At 63.1% G+C, this 24,623-nt stretch carries 21 protein-coding genes, 1 tRNA gene and 2 rRNA genes (1 of these 24 only partly in view); 21 read left to right on the top strand and 3 right to left on the bottom strand.

The features are described from left to right. The first annotated feature begins 4 nt into the window (after positions 1–4). The 21 genes from ACSBLW_RS14150 to ACSBLW_RS14050 all read left to right on the top strand — a co-directional run bounded on the left by ACSBLW_RS14150 (position 5) and on the right by ACSBLW_RS14050 (position 22,744). Positions 5–2,002: a prohead protease/major capsid protein fusion protein gene (locus ACSBLW_RS14150; RefSeq protein ID WP_435257251.1), complete on the top strand. Its 1,998-nt coding sequence runs from the start codon at positions 5–7 to the stop codon at positions 2,000–2,002. 41 nt (positions 2,003–2,043) lie between these two features. Next, positions 2,044–2,382: a DUF2190 family protein gene (locus ACSBLW_RS14145; RefSeq protein WP_023916751.1), complete on the top strand. Its 339-nt coding sequence runs from the start codon at positions 2,044–2,046 to the stop codon at positions 2,380–2,382. A gap of 1 nt (position 2,383) precedes the next feature. Then, positions 2,384–2,698, top strand: coding sequence for a head-tail joining protein (locus tag ACSBLW_RS14140; protein WP_435257250.1), 315 nt, complete (start codon positions 2,384–2,386; stop codon positions 2,696–2,698). After that, positions 2,695–3,336: a DUF6441 family protein gene (locus tag ACSBLW_RS14135; protein WP_435257249.1), complete on the top strand. Its 642-nt coding sequence runs from the start codon at positions 2,695–2,697 to the stop codon at positions 3,334–3,336. The genes ACSBLW_RS14140 and ACSBLW_RS14135 overlap by 4 nt, the downstream gene beginning before the upstream one ends. Before the next feature lie 139 nt (positions 3,337–3,475). Further along, on the top strand, positions 3,476–4,222 hold the full coding sequence (locus ACSBLW_RS14130; protein ID WP_435257248.1) for a hypothetical protein: 747 nt from the start codon (positions 3,476–3,478) through the stop codon (positions 4,220–4,222). 94 nt (positions 4,223–4,316) lie between these two features. Continuing rightward, a complete protein-coding gene (locus ACSBLW_RS14125) occupies positions 4,317–4,757 on the top strand; it encodes an acyl-CoA transferase (protein ID WP_435257247.1) in 441 nt (146 codons plus the stop codon). Between the two features lie 23 nt (positions 4,758–4,780). Beyond that, a complete protein-coding gene (locus tag ACSBLW_RS14120; RefSeq protein ID WP_435257246.1) occupies positions 4,781–5,725 on the top strand; it encodes a phage tail tube protein in 945 nt (314 codons plus the stop codon). A gap of 11 nt (positions 5,726–5,736) precedes the next feature. Next, positions 5,737–6,144, top strand: a complete 408-nt coding sequence (locus ACSBLW_RS14115; protein ID WP_435257245.1) for a hypothetical protein — start codon at positions 5,737–5,739, stop codon at positions 6,142–6,144. Positions 6,145–6,257: 113 nt separating this feature from the next. Further along, entirely contained in the window at positions 6,258–6,413 is a 156-nt protein-coding gene (locus ACSBLW_RS14110) for a DUF7697 family protein (RefSeq protein WP_435257244.1), read from the top strand. Further along, on the top strand, positions 6,397–8,493 hold the full coding sequence (locus tag ACSBLW_RS14105) for a phage tail tape measure C-terminal domain-containing protein (RefSeq protein WP_435257243.1): 2,097 nt from the start codon (positions 6,397–6,399) through the stop codon (positions 8,491–8,493). Before ACSBLW_RS14110 ends, ACSBLW_RS14105 begins: the two co-directional genes overlap by 17 nt. Further along, positions 8,494–9,120 carry a phage distal tail protein, Rcc01695 family gene (locus ACSBLW_RS14100; RefSeq protein WP_435257242.1) on the top strand — a complete coding sequence of 209 codons (627 nt, stop codon included), beginning with the start codon at positions 8,494–8,496 and terminating at the stop codon, positions 9,118–9,120. Further along, positions 9,117–9,416: a hypothetical protein gene (locus ACSBLW_RS14095; protein WP_435257241.1), complete on the top strand. Its 300-nt coding sequence runs from the start codon at positions 9,117–9,119 to the stop codon at positions 9,414–9,416. Before ACSBLW_RS14100 ends, ACSBLW_RS14095 begins: the two co-directional genes overlap by 4 nt. Next, entirely contained in the window at positions 9,413–10,318 is a 906-nt protein-coding gene (locus ACSBLW_RS14090; protein ID WP_435257240.1) for a DUF2163 domain-containing protein, read from the top strand. Before ACSBLW_RS14095 ends, ACSBLW_RS14090 begins: the two co-directional genes overlap by 4 nt. Continuing rightward, positions 10,311–10,766 (top strand): peptidase, encoded by a 456-nt coding sequence (locus ACSBLW_RS14085; protein WP_435257239.1) that lies wholly within the window; start codon positions 10,311–10,313, stop codon positions 10,764–10,766. The genes ACSBLW_RS14090 and ACSBLW_RS14085 overlap by 8 nt, the downstream gene beginning before the upstream one ends. 5 nt (positions 10,767–10,771) lie before the next feature. Beyond that, entirely contained in the window at positions 10,772–14,743 is a 3,972-nt protein-coding gene (locus ACSBLW_RS14080; protein ID WP_435257238.1) for a baseplate multidomain protein megatron, read from the top strand. A gap of 27 nt (positions 14,744–14,770) precedes the next feature. Beyond that, positions 14,771–16,654, top strand: coding sequence for a DUF2793 domain-containing protein (locus tag ACSBLW_RS14075; RefSeq protein ID WP_435257237.1), 1,884 nt, complete (start codon positions 14,771–14,773; stop codon positions 16,652–16,654). Positions 16,655–16,670: 16 nt separating this feature from the next. Beyond that, a complete protein-coding gene (locus tag ACSBLW_RS14070) occupies positions 16,671–16,817 on the top strand; it encodes a hypothetical protein (protein WP_435257236.1) in 147 nt (48 codons plus the stop codon). Positions 16,818–16,886: 69 nt separating this feature from the next. After that, positions 16,887–17,525 carry an N-acetylmuramoyl-L-alanine amidase gene (locus ACSBLW_RS14065; RefSeq protein ID WP_435257235.1) on the top strand — a complete coding sequence of 213 codons (639 nt, stop codon included), beginning with the start codon at positions 16,887–16,889 and terminating at the stop codon, positions 17,523–17,525. A gap of 23 nt (positions 17,526–17,548) precedes the next feature. Continuing rightward, complete coding sequence (locus ACSBLW_RS14060; RefSeq protein ID WP_435257234.1) at positions 17,549–17,776, top strand: hypothetical protein; 228 nt, start codon at positions 17,549–17,551, stop codon at positions 17,774–17,776. A 275-nt stretch (positions 17,777–18,051) separates the two neighbouring features. After that, positions 18,052–19,755, top strand: a complete 1,704-nt coding sequence (locus ACSBLW_RS14055) for an SIR2 family protein (RefSeq protein ID WP_435257233.1) — start codon at positions 18,052–18,054, stop codon at positions 19,753–19,755. A gap of 562 nt (positions 19,756–20,317) precedes the next feature. After that, positions 20,318–22,744, top strand: a complete 2,427-nt coding sequence (locus ACSBLW_RS14050) for an AAA family ATPase (protein WP_435257232.1) — start codon at positions 20,318–20,320, stop codon at positions 22,742–22,744. 301 nt (positions 22,745–23,045) lie between these two features. Here ACSBLW_RS14050 and ACSBLW_RS14045 read toward each other — a convergent pair. The 3 genes from ACSBLW_RS14045 to ACSBLW_RS14035 all read right to left on the bottom strand — a co-directional run. Then, positions 23,046–23,122 (bottom strand) — tRNA-Met (locus ACSBLW_RS14045). A 70-nt stretch (positions 23,123–23,192) separates the two neighbouring features. After that, positions 23,193–23,307, bottom strand: a 5S ribosomal RNA gene (gene rrf, locus ACSBLW_RS14040). A 92-nt stretch (positions 23,308–23,399) separates the two neighbouring features. Continuing rightward, a 23S ribosomal RNA gene (locus tag ACSBLW_RS14035) occupies positions 23,400–24,623 on the bottom strand; it runs 1,611 nt beyond the window's last position.

Genomic DNA, 24,623 nt, shown 5'->3' with positions numbered 1-24,623 from the left:
CCCAATGCCAACTGAAACCCTGAACCTCCCGCTGATCACGCGAGAGGCCTCGCTTCGGCTTGTCCGTGGCGAGGACGACGACATGACCATCGACGTGATCTGGACCACCGGCGCCACCGTGCAGCGGCGGCGCTATGAAGGCTGGGATGATGTTGTAGAGTATGACGAGGAACTGGTCGTTACGCCGGGCGCCGTGCGGATGGACCGCCTGAACGCAGGCGCACCGTTTCTAGATTCCCACCGATCCTGGGGCCTCGAGTCCGTCGTGGGCGCGGTTCTTCCCGGCACGGCGCGGATCGAAGCTGGCCAGGGCTTTGCCCGGGTGCGGCTGACCTCGGCGCCGGATGCCGCGCCGATCGTCCAGCGGATCATGGATGGCACGGTCTCGGCCGTCTCCGTCGGCTACCGCGTCCACCGGTACGACATCACCAAAGCCCAAGGGCAGCGCGAGCTTTGGCGTGCTGTTGACTGGGAGCCGATGGAAATCTCCGCCGTCGCGATGCCCGCCGATCCCGGGGCGCATATCCGCGCTGCCGATCCCCGCCCCGAAACCCTCACCCCCTGCCTCCTCACCCGGGCCGATGCGCCCGCCCTTTCCCCGAACCAGACGAGGACCACCATGCCCGAGACCCAGATCCCCGAAACTGACGCCCCCGCGGAGACCCGCGCCGCGCCAATCACGCCGCCCGCGGCCGAGACCAGCCCTGATGCCATTCGCACGGAGGCAAACCGTTCCGCGGCCGAGGTGCTGGCGCTTTGCGAACGCCACGCGCTGGGAGCGGGCTTCGCCGCCGATCTGATCCGCCGCGGCCTGTCGCTCGATGCCGCCCGCGCCGCGATCCTCGACAAGCTAGCCGAGGCCGATGCGCCCGCCGCACGGGGTTCGGAGCCTGTGGCCGCTACCGCCCGCGGAACCGGCGCGGCCGACGCCGCCTATCGCGACGCCATGTCCGAGGCCCTTCTGCACCGCCACAACCCTGGCCGGGCGCAGCTGACCGACCGCGCCCGCGAATTCCGCGGCCTGACCCTTCTTGAACTGGCGCGCCACGCGCTTGACCGGCGCGGGATCGCCACGCGGGGCCTGTCGAAGATGGAACTCGCCACCGAGGCCCTGATCGGCCGTTCTGGCCTGCATTCGACCAGCGACTTCCCCCTGATCCTGGCGAACGTCGCCAACAAGACCCTGCGCGCGGCCTATGACACCACGCCCCGCACCTTCACCGCCTGGGCGCGCCAGGCCGTGATCACAGACTTCAAGCCGGTCGCCCGCAACCAGCTCGGCGGCGCGCCGGACCTGCTGCGCGTGCCGGAATCGGGCGAGTTCACCTATGGCACCATTGGGGAAAGCCGCGAGGTCTATGCGCTGGTGACCTATGGCCGGATCGTCGGCATCACCCGGCAGACGCTGATCAACGACGATCTCGACGCCTTCACCCGCATCCCCTCGGCCTTCGGCGCTGCCGCGGCCGATCTGGAAAGCGACCTCGTCTATTCGATCTTCTCGACCAACCCCAACATGGCCGACGGCAACCCGCTGTTCCACGCCTCCCACGCCAACCTCGGCACCGCGGGCGCGATCTCGGAAGCGACCCTCGCCGAGGCCTACCGCCTCTTCGGCAACCAGCGGGGCCTCGAGGGGCGCCAGATCAGCGTCCTGCCGCGCTACATCATCACCCCGCCGGGCGTCCGGTCGGTCGAGGCGCGGAAGAACGTCACCGCTACAACCCCGAATGCGGTGGCCGGGGTCAACGCCTTTGCCAATCGCCTGGAACCGATCGAAGAGGCCCGACTGATCCCCGCCGCCGGACCCGACCCCTGGTTCCTCGCCGCCGATTCCTCCCGGATCGACACGATCGAGTTCGCCTATCTCGAGGGCCAGCAGGGCGTCTACACCGAGACCCGTTCCGGCTTCGAGGTGGACGGCATCGAGATCAAGGCCCGCCACGACTTCGCCGCCAAAGCCATCGACTGGCGCGGCCTTTTCCGCAACGCGGGCGCCTGACGCCCCTCCCCCCCTGACATTCCCGAAAACGGAGAACCCAGATGAAGAACTTCATCGCCAATGGCGAAACCATCAACATCACCGCAGCCGCCGTGATCGCCTCCGGCCAGGGCGTACTGGTCGGCAGCATCTTCGGCGTGGCCGAGGGGGCGGCGGCGATCGGCGAAACCGCCGTCATCCGGCTGGTGGGTGTGTTCTCGCTGCCAAAGGCGCCCTCGCAGGCCTGGACGGTCGGCCAGACGATCTATTGGGACGCGGCGAACAGCCGGACGACGAACGTCTTGACCGGCAACACGCGGATCGGCATCGCCACGCAGGCGGTGGCGGGCGGCGCGGGCGACACGACCGGCATCGTGCGCCTGAACGGGGGCGCGACCTGAGATGTCGGCCTTTGCCACCGCCGCGGCCGCCCTCTTCCGCGATCCGAACCTCGCGCAGGATGCGGTATGGCGATCGGGCGGGGCTGGCGCGCCTTTGGCCGTCCGCGTGATGCTGCGACGGCCGGATGCGGTGACGGGCTTCGGCGAGGGCCGGTTCGTCACCGACAGCGTGATGATCGATGTCGAATGCGCCGCACTGGGCACACTTGCGCCGGGCGACACGTTTGAGATTGCGGGCGTGATCTACGAGGTCCGGGGCGAACCGCTGCGCGATGCCCTTCGCCACGTCTGGAAGGCAGAGGCCCGAGAGGCATGAAGGTCGGCGCCAGCATCGACGGCGATCTGGCAGCGATCGCCACCGAAATCCTGCAAGAGGTAGAGGCTGCCGTCACCCACGGCGTCTTTGCCGCCGGGCGGAGTCTGCGTGACGACTGGCGCGGGCAAATTCGTGGCGCTGGGCTTGGGTCGCGCCTTGCCAACTCTGTCCGGCAGGCCGACTTCCCGCGATCAGGCACTTCCCTTCGCGCCGCCAGCCTCGTCTGGACCAAAGCGCCCGATATCCTGCACGCGTTTGACGGTGGCGTGCTAATCCGCGGCAAGGAGGGGCTTTGGCTGGCAATCCCCCTGCCCGCCGCGGGCGCCAACGGCCTCGGCCGCCAGCGCATCACGTCCTGGCGCTGGGAGCAACGCACCGGCATGCGCCTGCGCTTCGTCTACCGCCGAAACGGGCCAAGCCTTCTGGTGGCCGATGATGCGCGCCTGAACAGCCGGGGGCTGGCCGCAGCAAAGGGGGGCCGTCGGCGGCGGGATGGGGTTCTGACCGGGGCCCAGACGGTGCCGGTGTTCCTGCTGCTGCGGCAGGTGAAAATGCCGAAGAAGCTAGACCTCGATGGGTTGGCGCGGGAAGCGACGGCGCGGCTGCCCGGGGCGATCTTGGGGGCGTGGAGGGGCTGATACCTTGAAAGGCACTGTGCAATCGATCATTCTCAACGCACCACGGAGTGTCACATTGGAATTTCCGCTGGCATGCCTCTTGGGTTGTGCGCGCTTAAGGTAAAAAGCCGTCTGCCTTATCACGCAGGGAGAATACAGATTGTGGTATGATCGAATAATTGATGACCCAGTTAATCTCGTGTCAACTCTGCTAGGTGTGGCCGGGGTAGTATTGGGGATCATTCCACTCATCTTGTTGATTTTCGAACGCCGCAAGTCGAGAATACTTGACCAAACAATCAAACACTTTGCCATCCTTGAGAAAATTGAGGAGCAGAAGAGCGCGGCAATAGATCAGAAAACACAATCTGAAAAAGAAGCTGAGGCTCTTAATAAGCACTCGGAGCTTCTGAAGTCCGATATTGAAAACAGGCTGCCGAATGCAGCCATGGTTGCATACTATAAGAATACGATTCCCCACCTTGAAACACAAATACTCGAATACGGCCAACGGTTAACTCATATGCGGCAGTACTTGAATGAGCTTGAAGGAAAGAACGAGGCGGTGAGCAAGGAAATAGCGGAAATCCTCTCCAAGCAAATCTCAGAAAGCATCGGCGCCAGAAGAGACCTTGAGCAGCAGCAGATCTATCTTGTCGTTTGCACAGCGGTTATGTCGGTGACAGTTTCCGTGATGCCTTACCCCTTCTCGGCTCTTATTTCGCTTCCACTAGCGTACGCAATCGTTCTGATTGTGACTCGACTGATTAGGACAGCACGGTTTGCGTATCCAGAGAACGAAATTCTCAAGAGCCCCATCTTCAACTCAAAGGTTTTGTATGGATTTACCATACTGGCCTTCATACTCTTGGCAGCGCTCTTGTGGCTTTTATTCTTCCCCTTTTAGCTTCGTAAGCTGGGTGTAATCTGACCACGTAGCCACTATCCATAGAAGCACCGACTGTTCAAAACCGTCGGGCGCCGATGAATCTGGAATCGTCATGCCCACGCAATCCACGGCCGAGCGCCTGCTCGCGTCGCTCCATAGCCTATTGTCCGGCGCAATGCCTCCGGGGGCCAAGGTGCTGCGGAACGCTATCCTGCCCGAGAAGTTGCCTGCAGCAGGGGTGGTAATCCTGCGCGATGGCGATCCGGGGTCGCCGGAGGTGTGGCTCTCGCCGCCGGGCTACTACTACGAACATCGAGCCGAGATCGAAGTGGTGGTCGATGGGAATTCCGCAGCCCGGGATGCGGCTTTTGACACACTCCGCCTCGCGATCAGCGCGGCCCTCGCCACCGATCGGACGCTGGGCGGCCTATGCGACTACATCACGCCCGAGGCGCCGGAACCGGTGCTGCTGGCGATCGACGGCAATGAGGGTCTGAAGGCAGCGGTGATCCCGGTGATCCTCGCCTATGCCACGACCGACCCGCTTCTCTGACCAACCCCCGAAAGGACTGACCCATGGCCCGCCAGCCCGGCGCGCGGACGCAAGTCGCGTTCGCCTTCGAATCCGTTTACGGCACGCCGCCCGCCAGCGGCTATCGCCGGATGCCCTTTGCCACGACGACGCTCGGCTCCGAACAGGGCCTGCTGTCGCCCGAGCTTCTGGGATACGGCCGCGATCCACAGGCGCCGATCCGCGATGCGGTGAACGTGGATGGCGATGTCGTCATTCCGATGGATGCCGAGAACCTCGGCTTCTGGCTGAAGGCGATCTTCGGCCAGCCGGTGACGACCGGCACCACACCGCGGACGCACACGTTTCAGTCGGGCGGCTTCACGCTGCCCAGCATGGCGATTGAGACGCAGATGCCCGATGTGCCGCGGTTCGCAATGTATTCAGGCCTCGTCGCCGATCGTATCCAGTGGCAATCGCAGCGCTCTGGGCTCCTGACGGCGACGGTCGGCCTGATCGGGCGGGGCGAAACGGTTGCGGCCGCGACGGCCGCCGGTGTTCTGACCGACGCAACCTTACCCTTGCAGCGCTTCGGCAATTTTCAGGGGTCGATCACGCGGAACGGGGCGGCGCTGGGCAACATCGTCTCGGCGCAGGTCTCCTATGCCAACAACCTCGACCGGATCGAGACGATCCGCAACGACGGGCTTCTCGAGGGGCTCGACCCATCAATGGCCGCATTGACCGGATCGATCGAGGCACGGTTCGCCGATCTGACCTTGGTGAACCAGGCGATCGCCGGTGACCCTTGCGAACTCGTCTTCGCCTGGAGCCTTGGGGCGAACGCGTCCCTCACTTTCACGGTCCACGCCGCTTATCTGCCGCGCCCGCGCATCCCGATCAACGGGCCGCAGGGCGTGCAGGCCACGTTCGAATGGCAAGCGGCCCGGGCCACGTCCCCCGCCCGCATGTGCACCGCCGTCCTTGTCAACACGACCACCAGCTATTGAGGAGCGCCTCCATGATCCGCCTGAACCTTTCCCCTGAACCGGCCTGGCTCGACCTCGGCGGCGGGGTGCGCCTGCGCCTTGCCCCCCTGACCTCCGCCCTGATCGGCGCCGCCCGCAGCGATGCGCAAGTTGCCAGCCTGCCCGAAGACGCCCCCGCCGATCAGGTGGCCGTTGCCCTGGCGAAGGCGATTGGGTCGCTGGCGATCCTCGACTGGGAAGGCGTCGGCAATGCCGAGGGCTATCCGGTGCCGCCCACGCCGGAGGCTGTGGCCGCCCTTCTCGATCTCTTCCCGCTCTTTCAGCGCTTCCAGACGGACTATGTCGCCAAGGGCCTGATCCTGGCCGATGAGGGAAACGCCTCCGCGCCCTCGCCGAATGGCACTTCGGCGGGGGCGAAGGCTACTGCGCCGGATGCGTAAAGCCCTGCCCCGCCTGCCCCGCTGACCTCCACCGCCCCCGCACCTTCGAGGCCTGGCAGGTCTGGGAACTGGCCCAGTCCCTCCGCGGCCAGTTCCGCGCCATCCCCGGTGGGGTGGTCGGCTGGGACATGACAGCCGCCTTAGCCATGGCCGAAGCGCTGGGCCTGAACCGGCTGATCGTGGCCGAACTCCTGCCCCTGATCGAACCCTTCGCCGTGCGCGGCATTAACGCCCAAGTGAGAGCTCAGAACCATGACGACGCGATCTGAACGCCGGGTCTCGGTGCGCCTTGTGGCGACCGGCGGGCAGGCGCTGAAGGCCGAACTGGTCGGCATCGGCCAGGAAGGCGCCCGCGCGCTGACCCTGATCGAAGCGGCGGGGCCCCGGGCGGCGGCAGGGCTGAACGCCGCCGGGGTCTCGGCCGGGGAGGCCATGCGCCAGATGCAGGACCTTGCCGACCGGGCGGCCCGGGCTGCGACGGCCTTGCGCCAGGCGGCGGCAGTATCCGGTACCGTTATGAACACGGTGAACCGATCGACCGGTGTCTCGGGCGGGATGGCCCGCGATGCGGCGGATGTTGCCGCCTATGCCCGGGCCCTCGACGACCTCCGCGCCAAGCACAACCCCCTCTTCGCGGTGGTGCGGGACTATCGATCGACCCTGACCGAGATCCGGCAAGCGCACCGGGTCGGGGCAATCTCGGCCGAGGAGATGACAGCTGCCATCGGCCGCGAGCGCCAGGCAACGCTGGCCAGCATCGCCGCGATCAAGGGCCGGACCACCGCACTGGGCGGGATGAGTACCGCCACCCGCAACGCCAGCCACCGCATGGCCAACCTGTCCTTCCAGCTTCAGGACATCGGGGTTTCGCTGGCAGGCGGGATGAATCCCTTCATGGTCATGGCGCAGCAAGGCAGCCAGATTTCCCAGATTTATGGGTTTGGGAATGGCGGTGTCGGGGCGCTCTTCCGCGATCTGGGCGGCATGGCACGCACACTCGGCCAAGGGGTGCTGCAAGTCGCTGGCCGCTTCCCGCTGGTGACGGCTGCCGTGGCTCTGGGCTCGGCGGCGATTGCGGGGATGCGCAACGAGATCAACGAGACCACCGGCGCGCAGGTCAGTTTCACCGACGTGGCCCGGGCCGCCTGGCAGGTCTTTGCAGAGAACGTCCATCAGATCGGCAAGCCCGTCTTCGACACGATCCGGGGCTGGTGGGACAATGCCGTCGCATGGGCGGATTGGGCCTGGGAACGGATTGTCGACGGCGTCATCTGGATGGGCGACCTCGTCATCAACGCTTTCAAGGTCGCGGCCGCAGGCGCCACTTACGCCTTCCAGGGCGTGCCGGATGCCGTCGGCGCCCTCGCAATCGGCGCGGCCAATGCCGTGATCGATGCCGTGAACTGGATGATCGAGAAGGCGCTGACCGGGATCAACGCCCTGGCGGAGGCGGCGAACGCGGCCCTTGAGGCCGTCGGCCTTGATCCGGCCCTGTCCACTTTGGACCCGGCGACGTTTCGGATCGACAGCGTGGCGAACCCCTATGCCGCGCGTGATGCCGAACGCCGAGCAGCGCTGGCGGCGCAAATCCGCGGCATCGTCTCGGGCTCGCCCCTCTCGGAATACTTCAACGATGTCCGCGATCGGGCGCTGCAAATCTCCATCACGCCCGACGATCCGGCAGAGGGCGGCGCGGGCGGAGGCGGAGGCCCGTTGCAGACAGCCGAGGAAGTCGCCGCCGCCGCCGATGTCGCGGCAACCGGCTGGGCCGCGGTCAGCGAGGCGCTTTCAACCTATGCAGCCGAGGCCGCCAATTGGGGCGGCAGCGTGGGTGAGGCGATCACCAGCGCTTTTCGGGCGGGCGAAGAGGCCGTGGCGGAATTCGTTCGGACGGGGAAGTTGGATTTCAGCAGTTTGGCGACCTCGATCATCGCCGATCTCGCGAAGATCGCGTTTCGCCGCTTCGTCTTCGGCCCCCTTGCCTCCGCGCTGGGCGGGGTTCTCGGCGGGATCGGCGGGGGTATCGGCGGCGGATCGATCTCGGCCGGGGTCTATCACTCGGGCGGTCGGGTGCCCGGCCCCGCCAGCATGCTGATCCCCGCGGCTGCGCTGGCCGCCGCACCCCGTTTCCACACCGGCGGCGGGATGGGCCTGGGGTCCGACGAATACGCGGCCGTCCTTCTGCGCGGCGAACGCGTTCTGAACCGTGCCGAGACCCGCGCCTGGGAAGGCGGGGCAGGCACCACCGTCAACATCTATGCCCGCGATGCCGAGAGCTTCCGCGCTTCCCGCGCGCAAGTCGCCTCCGACATCGCCCGGGCCGTGGCCTATGGCCGAAGGAGTAGCTGAATGGCGTTTCACGAGATCAGGTTTCCGGACGGGATCAGCCGGGGCGCGAAAGGCGGGCCGGAACGGCGCACGCGCATCGTCGAACTTGCTTCGGGCGACGAGGAACGCAACGCCTCCTGGGCTAACTCGCGCCGCCGCTACGACGTTTCCTATGGCGTGCGCCGGGCCGACGATCTGGCGGCCGTTGTCGCCTTCTTCGAGGCCCGCAATGGCCGCCTGCACGCGTTTCGGTTCAAGGATTGGTCCGACTACAAGTCCTGCCTGCCCTCGGCGGTGCCCGCGCCCACCGACCAGATCATCGGCACCGGGAACGGCAGCGCGACGGTGTTTCAGCTGGTGAAGACCTATACGTCCGGCGCGCAATCCTGGGCGCGGACGATCCTGAAACCTGTAGCGGGCACGGTGACCATCTCGCTGAACGGCATCGCGCAGGGTTCGGGCTGGTCGGTCAACACCACCACCGGCATCGTCACCTTCGCCGCTCCCCCCACCACCGGCGCCGTGATCCGGGCCGGGTTCGAATTCGACGTGCCGGTGCGCTTCGACACCGACGAATTGCCCGTCACGCTCGACATCGAACGCACCGGCTCCATCCCCTCCATTCCCCTGATCGAGGTGCGCCGATGACCCCACCCAAAGACCGCAACACCATGGGCTATGTCGCCTATGTCAGTCTCGCGCTGGCCCTTTCCGCCCAAGGCGGGGCGGCGATCTGGTGGGCCGGGATCATCAACACCCGCGTCGCCATGCTCGAACGACAACTGGACGATCTGGCCATGATCCGCCCCGAGCAAATTCGCGACGTGGCCGAAGCGCTACGCGCCATCGCCGTGATCGAAGAGCGGATGATCCGCCTCGACGAGAACATCGCCCGCATCGGCGCCGCCGTCGGCCGCCTCGAACAACAGGACCGCGCCCCATGAAGACCCTGCCCGCAGGCTTCCAGGCGCATCTGGATGAAGGCACGACCACCCTCGCATGGTGCTGGCGATTGCAACGTCGCGATGGCGCGGTGTTCGGGTTTACCGATCATGATCGCCCCCTCACCTTCACAGGCACCAGCTTCGAACCCGAGACCGGCTTTGCCGCCAGCGAGATCAGAAGCCTGGGCGATCTGTCGGTCGATGCCCAAGACGTGCAAGGCGCGCTTCGGTCTGACCGCATCACTGAGACCGATATCGCCGACGGGCTCTGGGACAATGCCGCGGTCGAGGTTTGGCTGGTGAACTGGCAAGCGGTCAGCCAGCGCGTGCTGATGCGCCGCGGCAGCATCGGTGAGATCAGGCGGGGGCGTCATGCTTTCACAGCCGAGGTTCGTGCGCTGGCGCATCTCTTGAACCAGCCGGTCGGCCGGACGTTTCAGTATTTCTGCGACGCGACGCTAGGCGATGCGCGCTGCGGGGTGAACCTGACGAGCGCCCTGTATCGCGGCACCGGCGCTACGACAGCAACAATTGGCGACCGAAGATTTACCGTCGCGACAGGCCTTGATGGCTTTGCCAGCAGCTGGTTTGATTTCGGGGTGGTGGAATGGACTAGCGGCGCCAATGCCGGGCGGCGGGCGGAAGTGGCGGGTCACACGCTTGCCAGCGGCACTGCCACGATCACCCTGATCGAGGCACCGGTGCGGCCAATCACCCCGGGCGACGCCTTCGTCATCACCGCAGGCTGCGACAAGCGCCACGCCACCTGCCGCGACCGGTTCGGCAATGCGCTGAACTTCCGCGGCTTCCCATCGATCCCCGGCGACGATCTGGTCACCCGCTATCCGAACGAGACCGACGCAAACTCCGGCGCGCCGCTGCGCCCCCTTGCCGATGGCTGAGGCCCGCGCCCCGGCCGATCCCGCCCGGGTGGTGGCAATCGCGGAACGCTGGATTGGGACGCCCTATCTGCATCAGGCCTCTGTCCGGGGTCTCGGCACCGATTGCCTTGGCCTCGCCCGTGGCATCTGGCGCGATCTGCACGGGGCCGAACCGATCGCCCCGCCGCCCTATACCCGCGATTGGGGCGAAAGCAGCTGCCGCGAAGTGATGTGGGAAGCGGCCCGGACCTTCCTGATCGAGATCCCCGTAGGTGCGGCCGAACCTGGCGCCCTGATCCTCTTCCGCATGGTCGCGACCAGTCCGGCCAAGCACTGCGGCATCCTCGTGCCGGGGCCCGCCGACCAGCTGGCCCTGATCCATGCCCGCGAGACCACCGGCGTCACGCGCGAACCCTTCACCCTGCCCTGGCGCCGCCGCGCCGTGGCGGCTTTCCTCTTTCCAGGCTGATCCCCATGGCAACCATGCTCCTCGCCGCCGCCGGTTCCGCAATCGGCAGCGCCTTCGGTGGCGCCTTTCTCGGCTTCAGCGCCGCCACGATCGGCGGCGCCATTGGGACGTTCGCGGGCTCGGTCATTGACAGCCTGATCATCGGCTCGCTTGCCCCCGATCAGCGGATTGAAGGCGCGAAGCTGGACGATCTGCGCCTGACATCGGCGACCGAAGGGGCGGTCATCCCGCGGCTTTACGGCACGATTCGGCTTGGCGGAAACATCATCTGGGCCACGGATTTCCGCGAGGAACAGTTCCGCCAAACCCAAGGCGGCGGCAAAGGCGGTGGGCCGAAGGTCGTGACCGAAGGCTATCGCTACTACGCCTCCTTCGCCGTGGCACTTTGCGAGGGCCCGATCGGCGGCGTTTGCCGCATCTGGGCCGATGGCAAACCCTTCGATGTGCCGGGCGCCGTGATCCGAGTTCACTTGGGCACAGAAAGCCAGATGCCGGACCCCTTCATCGAGGCTAAGGAAGGCGCCGGACAGGCCCCGGCCTATCGCGGCGTGGCCTATGTCGTGTTCGAGGATCTGGCCCTTGAGACCTTCGGCAACCGTCTGCCGCAGCTTTCGTTCGAAGTGATCCGCCCTTCGCCAGATCCCGGCGCCATGGAACGCCTCGTGCGCGCCGTGAACCTGATCCCGTCGGCGGGCGAGTTCGTCTACGCGACCCAGACGGTCACCCGCACCACGGCCGCTCCCGGCTTTTGGAACAGCGGCGGCGGCAATGGCACTGCGGTGCCAGAGAACGAGAATAGCGTCGAGGGCTTGCCCGATCTGGTGGCCTCGCTGAACCGGCTCGACGCCGCCCTGCCCGAATGCGAGGCGGTGTCGCTGGTCGTTTCATGGTTCGGCACCGATCTGCGGGCAGGCGCCTGCCAGATCAAGCCAGGCGTGGAATCGACAACCAAGACCACAACCCCGATGGTCTGGCGCGTGAATGGCGTGACGCGCGCCGCGGCGCATGTCGTCTCCACTGTCGATGGTGGTCCGGCCTATGGCGGCACGCCCACCGATGCCGCCGTCGTGCAGGCCATCCAAGAACTGAAGGCGCGAGGCAAGCGCGTGACCTTTTACCCTTTCATCCTGATGGACATCCCGGCCGCCAACACCCTGCCGAACCCCTATTCGACAAACGGCACCATCCCGGGCCAGCCGGTCTATCCCTGGCGCGGGCGGATCACCTGCGCCCCCGCGGCGGGCTTTGCGGGCACGGTCGACAAGACGGCGGCGGCAGGGACGCAGGTTGCGGCCTTCTTCGGTTCGGCCGCGCCGGGGCAGTTTGCGGTGTCGGGCACGACGGTCAGCTTCACCGGCAGTGGCAGCGATTGGGGCCTGCGACGGATGATCCTGCATTACGCCCATCTCTGCGCCGCGGCCGGGGGCGTAGATGCCTTCCTGATCGGCACCGAGATGCGCGGTCTGACGCAAGTCCGCTCCGGCGCCTCGACCTATCCAGCCGTCACCGCCTTCGTGCAACTGGCCGCCGATGTCAGCGCGATCCTCGGGCCTGCCACCAAGGTCAGCTATGCCGCCGACTGGTCGGAATACTTCGGCCATCAACCCTCGGACGGCACGGGCGATGTGTTCTTTCACCTCGATCCGATCTGGGCATCCGTGAATGTCGATTTCGTGGCGATCGATAACTACCTGCCGCTCTCGGACTGGCGCGACGGCGATGATCACCTCGATGCCCTAGCCGGATGGACCGGCCCGCACCAGACCGCCTATCTGCAAGCCAACATCGAAGGCGGTGAGGGCTTCGACTGGTTCTATGCCTCCTCGGCCGACAGGATTTCTCAGACGCGGACTGCGATCACGGACGGTGCCGGAAAGCCCTGGGTGTTCCGATCCAAGGATCTGCGGAACTGGTGGAGCCAGCCGCATATCAACCGCCCGGGCGGCGTGGAAAGCGGCGGGCCGACGGCTTGGGTGCCGGGGTCAAAACCGATCAGGTTTACCGAAGCAGGCGCGCCTTGCGTCGATCGCGGCACCAACCAGCCGAATGTCTTTGTCGACCCGAAGTCGTCAGAATCCCTGCTGCCGCACTTTTCCCGGGGCTGGCCCGACGAGTTCATCCAGCGCCGCTATGCCGAAGCCCTGATCGGCTATTGGGCGAACCCGGCCAACAACCCCACTGCCTCGCTCTATTCCGGCCGGATGATCGAGACCGCCGAGATCGCCCTCTGGACATGGGACGCCCGCCCCTTCCCGGCCTTCCCGGCCCGGAGCGATGTCTGGTCGGATGCCGAGAACTGGCGGCTTGGGCATTGGCTTACCGGCCGCGCCGGGGCCACGGGCCTCGCGGAACTCGTCGCTGAGCTTTGCGACCGCGCTGGGCTGGCCACCTCCGATCTGGATGTCATCGATCTTGCGGGGTCGGTGCCGGGCTTTGCTGTGAACGCCATTGAAAGCCCTCGCGCCTCCATCGAGACCCTCGCCCGCCTCTTCGGTTTCGACGCCTTCGAGGCCGAGGGCAAAATTCGCTTCCGCATGCGGGGGCAGCGGCCCGTGGCCACGATCACCCTCGACAGCCTCGTCGCTGCCAGCCGCGAGGCCGAGGATCTGGAACTGACCCGGGCGCAGGAGACCGAGCTGCCCCTCGCCCTCAAATGGCGCCTGATGGCCCGCGATGAGGAGTTAGCTGGGATCACTGTCGAGGCGCGGCGGATCACCGTCGACACGGCGCGGATATCCGCGGAGCAACTGCCCATCGCCTCGACCAGCGGCGCGGCCGAACGCGGGGTGCGCCGGGCTCTCTTCGAAGCATGGGTCGGCCGCGAGAAGGCAAGTTTCACCTTGCCGCCATCGCGCCTGGCGCTGGACCCCGCCGATGTGATCCTCCTCGATCACGACAACCGCCTGATCGAATTCGCCCTGACCTCGATCACCGATGGCGCTGGGCGGCGGGTTGAGGCGCGCCGTTCGGATCGGGCGATTTACGATCTTGCCCCTGGCAGCGATCGCGGCGCGACTTCCGGGGCGAGGGCCGTCTATGGGCCGCCGCTGGTTGCCTTGATGAACCTGCCACAGCTCTCGGAGGATTTCCCGGACTGGCAGCCCTATGCCGCGGCCCATGCTGCCCCGTGGTATGGCACGGCGGCGGTCTGGCGATCGGCATCGACGGATGGCTTCGCGGTCCTGACCACGATTTCGCGACCGGGCTGGTTCGGCACCTTGGCATTTCCCTTCTATGCCGGGCCCACGAACCGTTTCGATCGCGGCAACGAGCTTTGGGTCGACATGATCGCAGGCCAGTTCGCCAGTGTCAGCGATGCGGCGGTGTTTTCCGGCACGAACTGGTTGGTGATCGAGACCGCTCCTGACCTCTGGGAAATCGTCGGCTTCGCCACGGCGAGCCTGCAGTCGCCAGGACGCTGGCGCTTGACCCGGCTTCTGCGCGGGCTGCTCGGCACCGAAGATGCAATCGCCAATCCCGCCCCGGCTGGAGCGCGGGTCGTCGTGCTGGACGGCGGGGTCAAACCCCTGCCGATCGGCAGCGCAGACTATGGCGCGGCGTGGAACTGGCGGATCGGGGCCTCGAGCAAACCCGCTGGCGATCCAACGAACCTCGCGGTCACCTTCGCGCCCTCGGCCCGCGGCTTGCGCCCTTGGCGGCCGTGTCACGCCCAAAGAGTGAACCTGTCCGGCGGCGATATCGCCCTCAGCTGGACCCGCCGCACCCGGGCCTTCGCGGGCGACAACTGGGCCTTGACGGAAGTGCCACTGGGCGAAGCCGCCGAGGGCTACGAGATCGACATCCTGAACGGGGCGGTGGTTGTTCGCAGCGTCGCCGGTCTGACCGCGCCCGCCTTCACCTATACGGTCGCCATGCAGACAGCCGACTTCGGCGCCCCGGTTTCCGGCCCCGTTTCTGTGCGCATCGCGCAAACTGGCGCGCTGGGCCGCGGCGCCACCCTTAACATCACCGTTTGAACCCCCAAATCGAAGTAAGGCGCCCTCATGGCCGACACCCCGAACATCCGCCTCACCTTCCTCGAGGCGAACCAGGCGCAGAAGCACATCACCGTCAACGAGGCCTTCCGTGCCCTCGATGCCCTCGTGCAGCCCGCCGTGGAAAGCACCGGTCTCAACACTCCGCCGGGATCACCGGTCGATGGCGCCCGCTATGTCGTGGGTCCGGCACCCATGGGCGCCTGGGCAGGCCATGCATTTGCGATCGCCGCTTGGCAAGATGGGGCCTGGGCCTTCTATCCGCCCGCGGAAGGCTGGTCCGTCTGGGATCGCGCGACAGATGCCGCCCTGACCTTTCTCGGCGGCGTCTGGGTCCGGCAGGCCGCGCTGCCCTTCCCGGACAATCTCTTCCGCCTGGCCGATGATGCCGATCCGACCAGGCTCGCGGCCTTCGATCTTACCGGCCTCTCCGCAGGCACGACCCGCAGCTTCACCTTGCCGAACCTCTCGGCCACGCTGGCCCATCTCGGCAATGCTGCTCAGACCTTCGCGGGGGCGACGACGTTTTCGAATGCGGCGGTCACGATCGGCACGGCCACATCCACTGCCACGTATGGGCTCGGCACCGGCGGCACGACGACCGGGGTCACCAAAACCGTGAACCTGGGCACCGGCGGCGCGGCCGGATCGACGACCGTGATCAACCTCGGATCGACCACCGCGGGGGCGCTGGGCAGCACCATTATCAACACGCCCACCGTCACCTTTGCGGCCAGCGTCACCGCGATCGGCGCGGCGACGGCAAACGTGACTGCGCTGGGGCTGGGTCTCGGTGGTGCCTCGCCTGATGCGTCGAACCGGCTCAGCGTCAATGCCGCCGCGACACTCCTGAACAATGCGGGCGGATCGCATGAGGCGACGATCAACAAAGCCGCCGCGGGCAATGATGCAAGCCTTGCCCTGAAGACGGGGTTTTCGGCGCGGGCGCTGTTCGGGCTCCTCGGCTCCGACGATGTGACGCTGAAGGTTTCGCCCAATGGGTCCACCTTCTTCGATGCCTTCGTCATCGATCGCGCCTCCGGGCGGGCGGAGTTCCCGGCGCCGATCGTGATCCCGGGCCTCTCCGCCGTGCCAGCCTCGCCCCCGGTGGGCAAGCTCGCGCTCTATGGGCGCCAGCGGGCAGGCGCCCCCTGGCTTGAAGTCGTCAGGCCTTCCGGGCGGGATTTCCCGCTGCAACCCCACACCGGGCTGAACCGCATCGGCATCTGGGCACCGGTGTCCGGTACGACGATCGCCGCCCAGGGCATCGCCTTGACCAGCGTCGGCACCGTCAGCCACCCCGCCCTGGCGGCGGGATCGCTGCTTTCGAGTTCTCGGCGCTGGCGCCTGACCTCGGCCGCGGTGGTGGATTCCGTCTGCGATCAGCGCTCGGCCGTCACCGCCTGCTGGCGTGGAAATGCCGCTGGCCTCGGCGGCTTCACCCTCGTCGCCCGCATTAGTCTGACCACCTTGCAAGCGACCGGAATGGGCTTCTTTGGGCTGTTATCATCGGTTGCAGCCTTGGCGGTCACGACCACCCTTTCCGCGCTCGTCGAAGCCATCGGCCTCGGCTTCCAGCGTGGGACGCATACGAACTGGCAATTAGTCAGCAATGACGCCACCGGCGCACCGACCCTCGTGGATCTCGGCGCCGGGTTCCTGATCGCGACGGCGGGGCTCCTAACCCTGACGATATGGTGCCCGGCCGCAGGTACGTCGATCTGGCTTCGCGCCGTCAACGAGCTGACCGGCGCCGTCTTCGAACAGGAAGTAACGACCGACTTGCCCCAGGCCGCGACCTTCCTCGCCCCGCGCCTCTTCCTGAACAACGGCGCGACCGCCGCGGCGGTCGCCTTCGAGTGCACCGGCCTTTACCTCGAGACCGACTTCTGACCCTGAAAGGAGCCCCATGTCCCCTGCCGCCTCATCCGCCTATGTCGCCGAACTGCGCCAGCAGATCGCGATCCTCTCCGAACGTTGCGCCCTTCTCGCCGCCGAACTGGCCGCAGCCCGGGAGGCGCAAAGCCCCCCACCGGACCCGCCGAAGGCCGGTTGACCCGCGCCCAGACCGCCCCGCGCCCCGCCCTTCCGGCGGGGTTTTTCTTTGCCCGAAAGGACCACACCCATGATCGACCAGATCGATGCGCTGAAGGCGCTGCAAATGGCGCTGGCGCGCCTCGGCTATTACACCGGCGCGATCGACGGCCTCTTCGGCCCCCGCACCGATGCCGCGCTGAAGGCCGTCGCGGCCGAGGGCGGCGCCATACGCAACCTGAAGCCCACGGGCGTCTCGACACCAGCCGGGCCGATGATCTTCCAGGGCAGCGCCCGCTATCCCGTGGACGAGATCGTCATCCATTGCGCCTCCACCCACCCGGACTGGATGCGGGGCCAGCCCCTCACCGCCAAGCGCAAGGAGATCGACCGTTGGCACCGCGAGGAACGCGGCTGGCGCAAGATCGGCTACCACCATCTGATCGACCGTGACGGCGCGATCCTGCCTGGCCGCGCCGAGACCGAGATCGGCGCCGGGGTCGAAGGCCACAACCGCGGCGTGATCCATATCTGCCTGATCGGCGGAGCGGGTTCGGCCGCCACTGATCCGTTCGGCCGGAACTTCACCGTCGCCCAGGATCGCTCCCTGCGCGGTCTCATCGACGCCATCCGCGCCGAGACCGCCATCACCCGCATCACCGGTCACAACGACCACGCCGCAAAAGCCTGCCCGGGCTTCGTCGTGCGCAACTGGATCAACCGGGCCTGAAACCCAACAAAGGAGAGACCATCATGAACCTGATCACCCAGCCCACCCTTCGCCCCACCCGCAAGATGGCCGCCGTAGGCTGGACGAGCCTTCTTGGACCGATTGTGGCCGCGATGATTGCACCTTGGCTGCCGGGGCTGTCCGAGACTTGCGGTGGGGAGGTCGGCGCTTCGCTCGTCGCCGGAGGGCTCGCGCTTGCCCAGGGGGCGGTCAACTTCGTCGCGGGCTATCTAGCGAGGGAACGGGCTTAGGGGAGGTCCGACCGCATTGCTCGGATCGGATGGGATCACAGATAGGGCGCGCACACTTTGGTTGAGATGTTCATTGTCTCTGATCCACGCGTATGCCGATTGGCAGTTCCCATCCGTGAACAGCCGCGCATCGCGCTAATGAGTTCAGCTTACGACTTGCAAGTCGTCACGTCGATGTGCAACCCTAGCGATAGGGCAGCTGGATGGTGCAGCAATGCTCCTACCATGCGCTGTTTGGGTAAGTGGGAGCGATCTGATCGAGTATGCCGACAGCTTTGGACATTTCAATTCTTGAAACGATTGAGTTACTTGATAACTCCCTAAGTGACTTTGCGGACGGAATTGCAGATGATCGATACGCAATCTGGCTCGGGGCGGGAGTATCTCTTGGTAAACTCCCTGGGCTAAAAGGTGTTGTCGCAGCTGTTTTAGAGCATCTTCGTCTCAAGGTGGATCACGCAAATCATGATTGTGTATTTCGTGCCTGCCTAAACGACATTCTAGCACTAGTTGCTTTGGACGCCCCACAACGCGCTTCCTTAGATTTTGCGACACCAGTCGAAACCTGGGGACCAATCAATCAAATAAAGCAGCAGCTGATAGACAGATATGCTGTGATGCTAGATCAATTTCCAGCATCGGAGGACCTTGACTACCTCGTTTGGGAAGGTGTGAAGGTGGCGGAAAGATATGCAGATCCTGCTACATCGCCTGGGCCAGAGCATCTTGGGCTTTCTGCCCTAATCATGGAAGGGGTGGCATCCGATTGTGCTAGCGCTAACTGGGATGACTTGATCGAGAAGGCAATTCGAGTCTTGGACGGACCCGGTTCGACAGTTATGCAAGTCAGGGTTCTTCCGAAAGATGTCCAAGACAATGTCCGAAGGGCTCGCCTTTACAAATTCCATGGTTGTGCAGCGTTGGCCGGTCAGAACGAGGCGGTCTACCGACAGCGGATTGTTGGAAGACAGTCGCAGATCGATGGCTGGGCAGCCAAACCGGAAAATATTGTAATTGCGGCGAAACTTCTTGATCTGGCCGTATCGAAGTGCACGCTCATGCTAGGGCTATCAGCTCAGGATACAAATATTCAAGACGTCTTCGTTCGAGCGCATGCTCAGTTGCCGTCCAGCTTTCCAACTCAACCACCGGCCGTAATGATATCAGAGGATCAGGTTGGCGTTCGTCAGCGCACTTTGCTACAGAACTTCTACCGCAACGACTATCAAGGCCAATCAGGTGCCATACACACAGCTTCGTTGATCCGGTCCTTTCCTAGCACACTATTGCCTGCGCTTTGGCTTCACGTTGTCTGCGCGAAAGCAAAGGCGCTAGCCAACACTGCTGTCGATAACTTACCTAAAGATGACCGAGAGGAGTTGCGCCGAGGACTGGAACGGTTGCGCGACTTGGCAGCAAGCACAGCGACAGTGGGAAACCATGAGTCGTTCATGTTGGACGCTCTGTCGCACTTTGGGCGGGCGACAAGGCTCTTTTATCGGGGCCGCAGTCACTATCCGGGTCAAGGCATCTATGCGCCGCTTTCAGACACGGGGATTACTAGAACTCTGGCAAACCCGCATTTGGAATCAACAGGCCAGGCAGAGCTGGCTTTGGGGCTCGCGATTATCGGCTATGGTGAGACTAAAGGTAACTGGGTTTGCTCCATGTCCGACATCGCTGACCCCAAGTCTGGAGCTCTGCAGGTCGAGTCGTTGGCAGTCCGGTCACAGGTATTCTTTGCTGGTAGCGCACACGCTGCGGCCCAATTGTTTGCCGAAGGACATGTGAGCGATCACGACGACGCCGTGATTGTACATAGCTTCGCTCCGCCGAGCCGGGCGCCGAGGCACCCGACAAGTGCTCCAGGACGCACGGGTAAGACTCGCCTAAGGGAGGTTAGTATACCTTCGGTGAAGGATGGAGCGCCAAGCGTTTCCGCGCTCTTGCAAAAGTTCAAAATGGAGGCCGCGCTTTGAACGAGACTACGCCAGTCGAACGGGTTGCGCGTATTCTAGAGTTATCGCGGTTTCGACGCATGGCGAATCCGCTACAAATCGCAAGCCTTCACTTTGACATACCTGCTGCATTCATCGGTGAACCGCCGTCACCCGATCTCGTGATCGTGGGCGATACTGTCACTCAAAAGTCGTCAGAGCTTCAGCGGCTTATCGAAGGTATAGGGCGGGCTCTCGACGTTGTACAATCACGTCGGCCCCTCACACTTGTTCTTGTAGGGCCGCGTCTAGACTCTTCTGCGCTCACCGTATTGGCCCGGTACGCACGGGTGTTGCCGATAGGCGACCATTCAGACGAGGCAAGTATAAGGAACTGGCTCGCGGTTCTACTGCCGCTCACCCTACCAAAACCAGCCGACGCAAGGGGGCTAGATTGCCTAAATGAATTGCGACCTTCGACACCTGCCGAGGTGCAAATATTGCTCGACTTAGCATCGCTGGGAGCAAACGCAGTCGCGGAAAGGTTTGCCGCAATGGTTGAAGAGCCGTTTGTTGAACATCAAGAGCCAGAAGGAAGGGTCGGATGAACCCTCGCATCACCTCCTTAGTCGTTGAAGATTTCCGCAGTATTCGGGGCTTCCAGCGCATTTCTCTAGATGCTCCAATTGTTCTTATCCATGGGCCAAACGGGACCGGCAAGACCAGTCTTTTGTCGGCAATAGAGTTCGCATTGTCGGGCTCGGTCTCTTCATTTGCCCGTTTTGACCCAGAATACATTGAACATCTACCGCACAAGCTTGGTGCAAATGGAAGATGCCGAGTTCAGATTGAAGCGACGGGTCTGAAAGCATCTTCTGCGGAAGTTTACTCAGATGGTAAGCTCATTTGGGGCGATCCGCTTCTCGATAGTGAATTGGCTCGTTTCTTTACTGAAAGGTGTTATCTGCCACAGGCAGCACTTGGCCGTCTCCTTGAGATTTACGAGCATCAAGACAGCCGCAGAACTGACTCGCCATTAACTCGCTTTGTCAAAGAATTGCTCGGACTTGAAGCGCTGGATGCTCTAATAGACGGGCTGCATTCAAGCGGTGATGTTCGTAGGTTGCGTGATGTCGCACCTCAATACTGGGTGGCACGTTCCGACGCGGCGCCCGCAGCGAAACGGCTGTCAGACGCAGAGGCGGCATATAAGCTTGCAGTCAAAGGTCAAGAAGGTTCTGAACGTATTTTGAAGGACTTAATTGACGGTCTCATCCCTCTAGATGCTCTCTCAGACATTGCGGTACTTGAATCTCTATTGGAGAATCTGCGTCGGCAGACTGAAGAAAGATTAATTGAACTGGCATTAAGGCTGCGCAAGATCAACTCAGCTGTGAGCCAGTTGGCTGAGGCGCCAGCCGACCAAGCAAAAGAGCGTCAGGAGCTCGAGGCAACTGCGCTGGAAACTCGGGAAACTTTGGACAAGTGGAATATTGGACCAGGCGCTGACCTACGCGGGCTGCTTGAAAGCATCCGAAATAGATTCCCGCAAGTTATTGCACCTTCTAAGGACCTGCAATCCGCATACGAAACTTCACTTAGCCTCGTTGCTGCTGACTTGGCGCGACTTCAGGGACAGGCTGAAGCTGAGCAGGCAGGCGCCAAGGCTCTTCTCGAGGTCAAGGAGTCGTTGAGGCAAGGGAGATCTAGGCTCTCGACAATCGACAACGAGCTGGCACAAGATAAGGGGGCGAACCAAGCCCTAGCTCAGGCGCTGACCGCAATCTCGTCTCACATTCGAGATGAAACCTGTCCGGTATGCAGCAGAGATTATAGTGAAGTCTCCGAAGGCGCATTAGCTGCTCACGTTTCAGAGGAAGTCCACAGACTTATTTCGGCTGCGGGCAGAGTAGAGGGTTTGGTCCGAGATCGAGCCACCACAATGGCTTCGATTAGTCAGGCCGAACGAAAAGAAAGTGAGCTTACTGCAAAGAGCCTTTCTCCCAGCCAGAGTGACGCACTGAAGCTTGATATTGCACTTCTCACAGAGTGGAAGAACGGTCTTATGGTTCGTCGCGACGCGGCTGCAACGGGCGCGCAACTTCAGCTTCTTGCTTCAGCCTCGGCTAGAGAGCTTTCGGTTTTGAATTCGAGGCAAGCTGGTATTAGCGGACTGCGGTCAGAGTTGAAGCAGCACGCCGACGCATTGGGCTACCTGGACCCCTTCGAGGACTTTTCGCTTGAGGTTTCGCTGGCGAACATCCTTTCATTTGCGCAGAAGGAAGAACTTGCAGCTCAGAACCGTTTAGATCGCCTAAAGAACATCGCAGAGGCGATTTCTAGCTTTTTATCAGCAAGAAAGACCGCCTCAGCGGCTTCGGATGCTCTCGAAGTAATCAGAACGGATACGGAAGCAGCTAACGCTCGGAGGGCAGAGGCCGAACGCAAGATTGCTGTGGGAAAAGGGCTTGCAGCAAGAGCCCTTGCTTTACGTAGCGCAAAGGTGAGGCAGGTATTCAGTGACGAATTGAACAGTGTTTGGCGTGAGCTGTTCATTCGCCTTGCACCAGAAGAAGCATTCGTCCCGGCTTTTGCCTTGCCGAGTAGCTCAAATGGCACTGTAGAGGCTGTACTCGAAACACTGTACCGATCCGGCGGCAAAGGTGGAAATCCACGAGCCATGCTGAGTGCTGGGAACCTAAACACCGCTGCGCTGACGTTGTTCCTGGCTCTCAACCTTTCCGTGAGACCGCAGCTTCCTTGGTTAATCATTGATGATCCCGTGCAGAGCATGGATGACGTTCACATTGCACAGTTCGCTGCGCTTCTTAGGACGCTTAAGCTAGAGGGCCGACAGGTGATCTTGGCGGTCCATGATCGTCAGTTGTTCGATTATCTTTCGCTGGAACTGAGCCCTACCTTTAATGGGGACCGTCTGATAACTGTTGAGCTTGGGCGCAGCGCGGATGGCCTGACGACCGCACAGTGGATACCGACAGTTTTCGAGCCAGACAGAGCTTTTGCGGCTTGATGAACTCGACCAACTATCGGACAGCGTGATCTTCCTCACCCTTATCTCGCTGCCGCGGCCTTGCTAGCTTGAAGTGTCTCAGAGCCATCGCCAGAGCTCTACCGGTCGTATATGATCCTTCTTTACTTGTGAAAGCTGTCGGCTGCGGCTTTCGCCCGTTCCTGATCCCGTCGGGCTACTATCCCGCTGATCTTGCACGCGGAATCCGTCCGTTTGTTGACCTATTGTTGACCCGTAGGGAAGACAGCAAAAAGCCCCACCAGATGGCGGGGCGCATGTCGTTGATGTTGTTATAAGATTTTGGTTGCGGGGGCAGGATTTGAACCTGCGGCCTTCAGGTTATGAGCCTGACGAGCTACCGGGCTGCTCCACCCCGCGCCAATTCCCTTCCGGGCTAGATATGGAAGGGTTGTATTTGTATCGTTTTGAGAGAGCTGTCTCTGATTAGGTTTGGCGGTGACCTACTCTCCCACGTCTTAAGACGCAGTACCATTGGCGTGTTGGCCCTTAACGGCCGAGTTCGGGATGGGATCGGGTGTTTAGCCAGCGCTATGACCACCAAACCGAAGCAGAGACATGGCCCGTTTGGGCCGAACATCAGTGTTGTTCCATGATCTTTTGATATTCCAGACATGTTGCCATGCTTTTACTGGATCAAATCAAGCCAATCGAGCAATTAGTACCAGTCAGCTGAATGCATTGCTGCACTTACACCTCTGGCCTATCGACGTGGTGGTCTTCCACGGCTCTCAAGGGAGACCTTGTTTTGAAGGGGGCTTCACGCTTAGATGCCTTCAGCGTTTATCCTGTCCGAACATAGCTACCCAGCACTACCGTTGGCACGATAACTGGTCCACCAGTGGTTCGTTCACCCCGGTCCTCTCGTACTAGGGGCAACTCTTCTCAAGTCTCCTACACCCACGGCAGATAGGGACCGAACTGTCTCACGACGTTCTAAACCCAGCTCACGTACCTCTTTAAATGGCGAACAGCCATACCCTTGGGACCTGCTCCAGCCCCAGGATGAGATGAGCCGACATCGAGGTGCCAAACGATGCCGTCGATATGGACTCTTGGGCATCATCAGCCTGTTATCCCCAGAGTACCTTTTATCCGTTGAGCGATGGCCCTCCCACTTGGGACCACCGGATCACTATGGCCGACTTTCGTCTCTGCTCGTCTTGTCAGACTTGCAGTCAGGCTGGCTTCTGCCATTGCACTCAACGAGCGATTTCCGACCGCTCTGAGCCAACCTTCGCGCGCCTCCGTTACGATTTGGGAGGCGACCGCCCCAGTCAAACTCCCCACCATGCAGGGTCCCGGACCCGGATAACGGGCCGCGGTTAGACAACAAGAAGGCGAAGGGTGGTATCTCAAGGGAGGCTCCACCACGACCGGAGTCGCGGCTTCAAAGCCTACCACCTATCCTGCGCATCACATTCCTGTTGCCAGTGCAAAGCTAGAGTAAAGGTTCATGGGGTCTTTCCGTCTAACCGCGGGTAGTGTGCATCTTGACACACAGTTCAATTTCGCTGAGTCCACGTTAGAGACAGCGGGGAGATCGTTACGCCATTCGTGCAGGTCGGAACTTACCCGACAAGGAATTTCGCTACCTTAGGACCGTTATAGTTACGGCCGCCGTTTACTGGGGCTTCAATTCAGAGCTTGCACCCCTCCTTTTAACCTTCCAGCACCGGGCAGGCGTCAGACTGTATACGTCGCCTTACGGCTTCGCACAGCCCTGTGTTTTAAGTAAACAGTCGCCACCCCCTAGTTTGTGCCCCCCACACACAGTTGCCTGCATATGGGGCTCCCTTCTCGCGAACTTACGGGAGCATTTTGCCGAGTTCCTTTAACGTGGTTCTCTCAAGCGCCTTGG

The sequence above is a fragment of the Thioclava sp. FR2 genome (assembly GCF_051200875.1).
Classification (GTDB): Bacteria; Pseudomonadota; Alphaproteobacteria; order Rhodobacterales; family Rhodobacteraceae; genus Pseudotabrizicola.
Note: the sequence above shows the minus strand (reverse complement) of the source record. Positions and strands in the feature narration are given on the sequence as shown.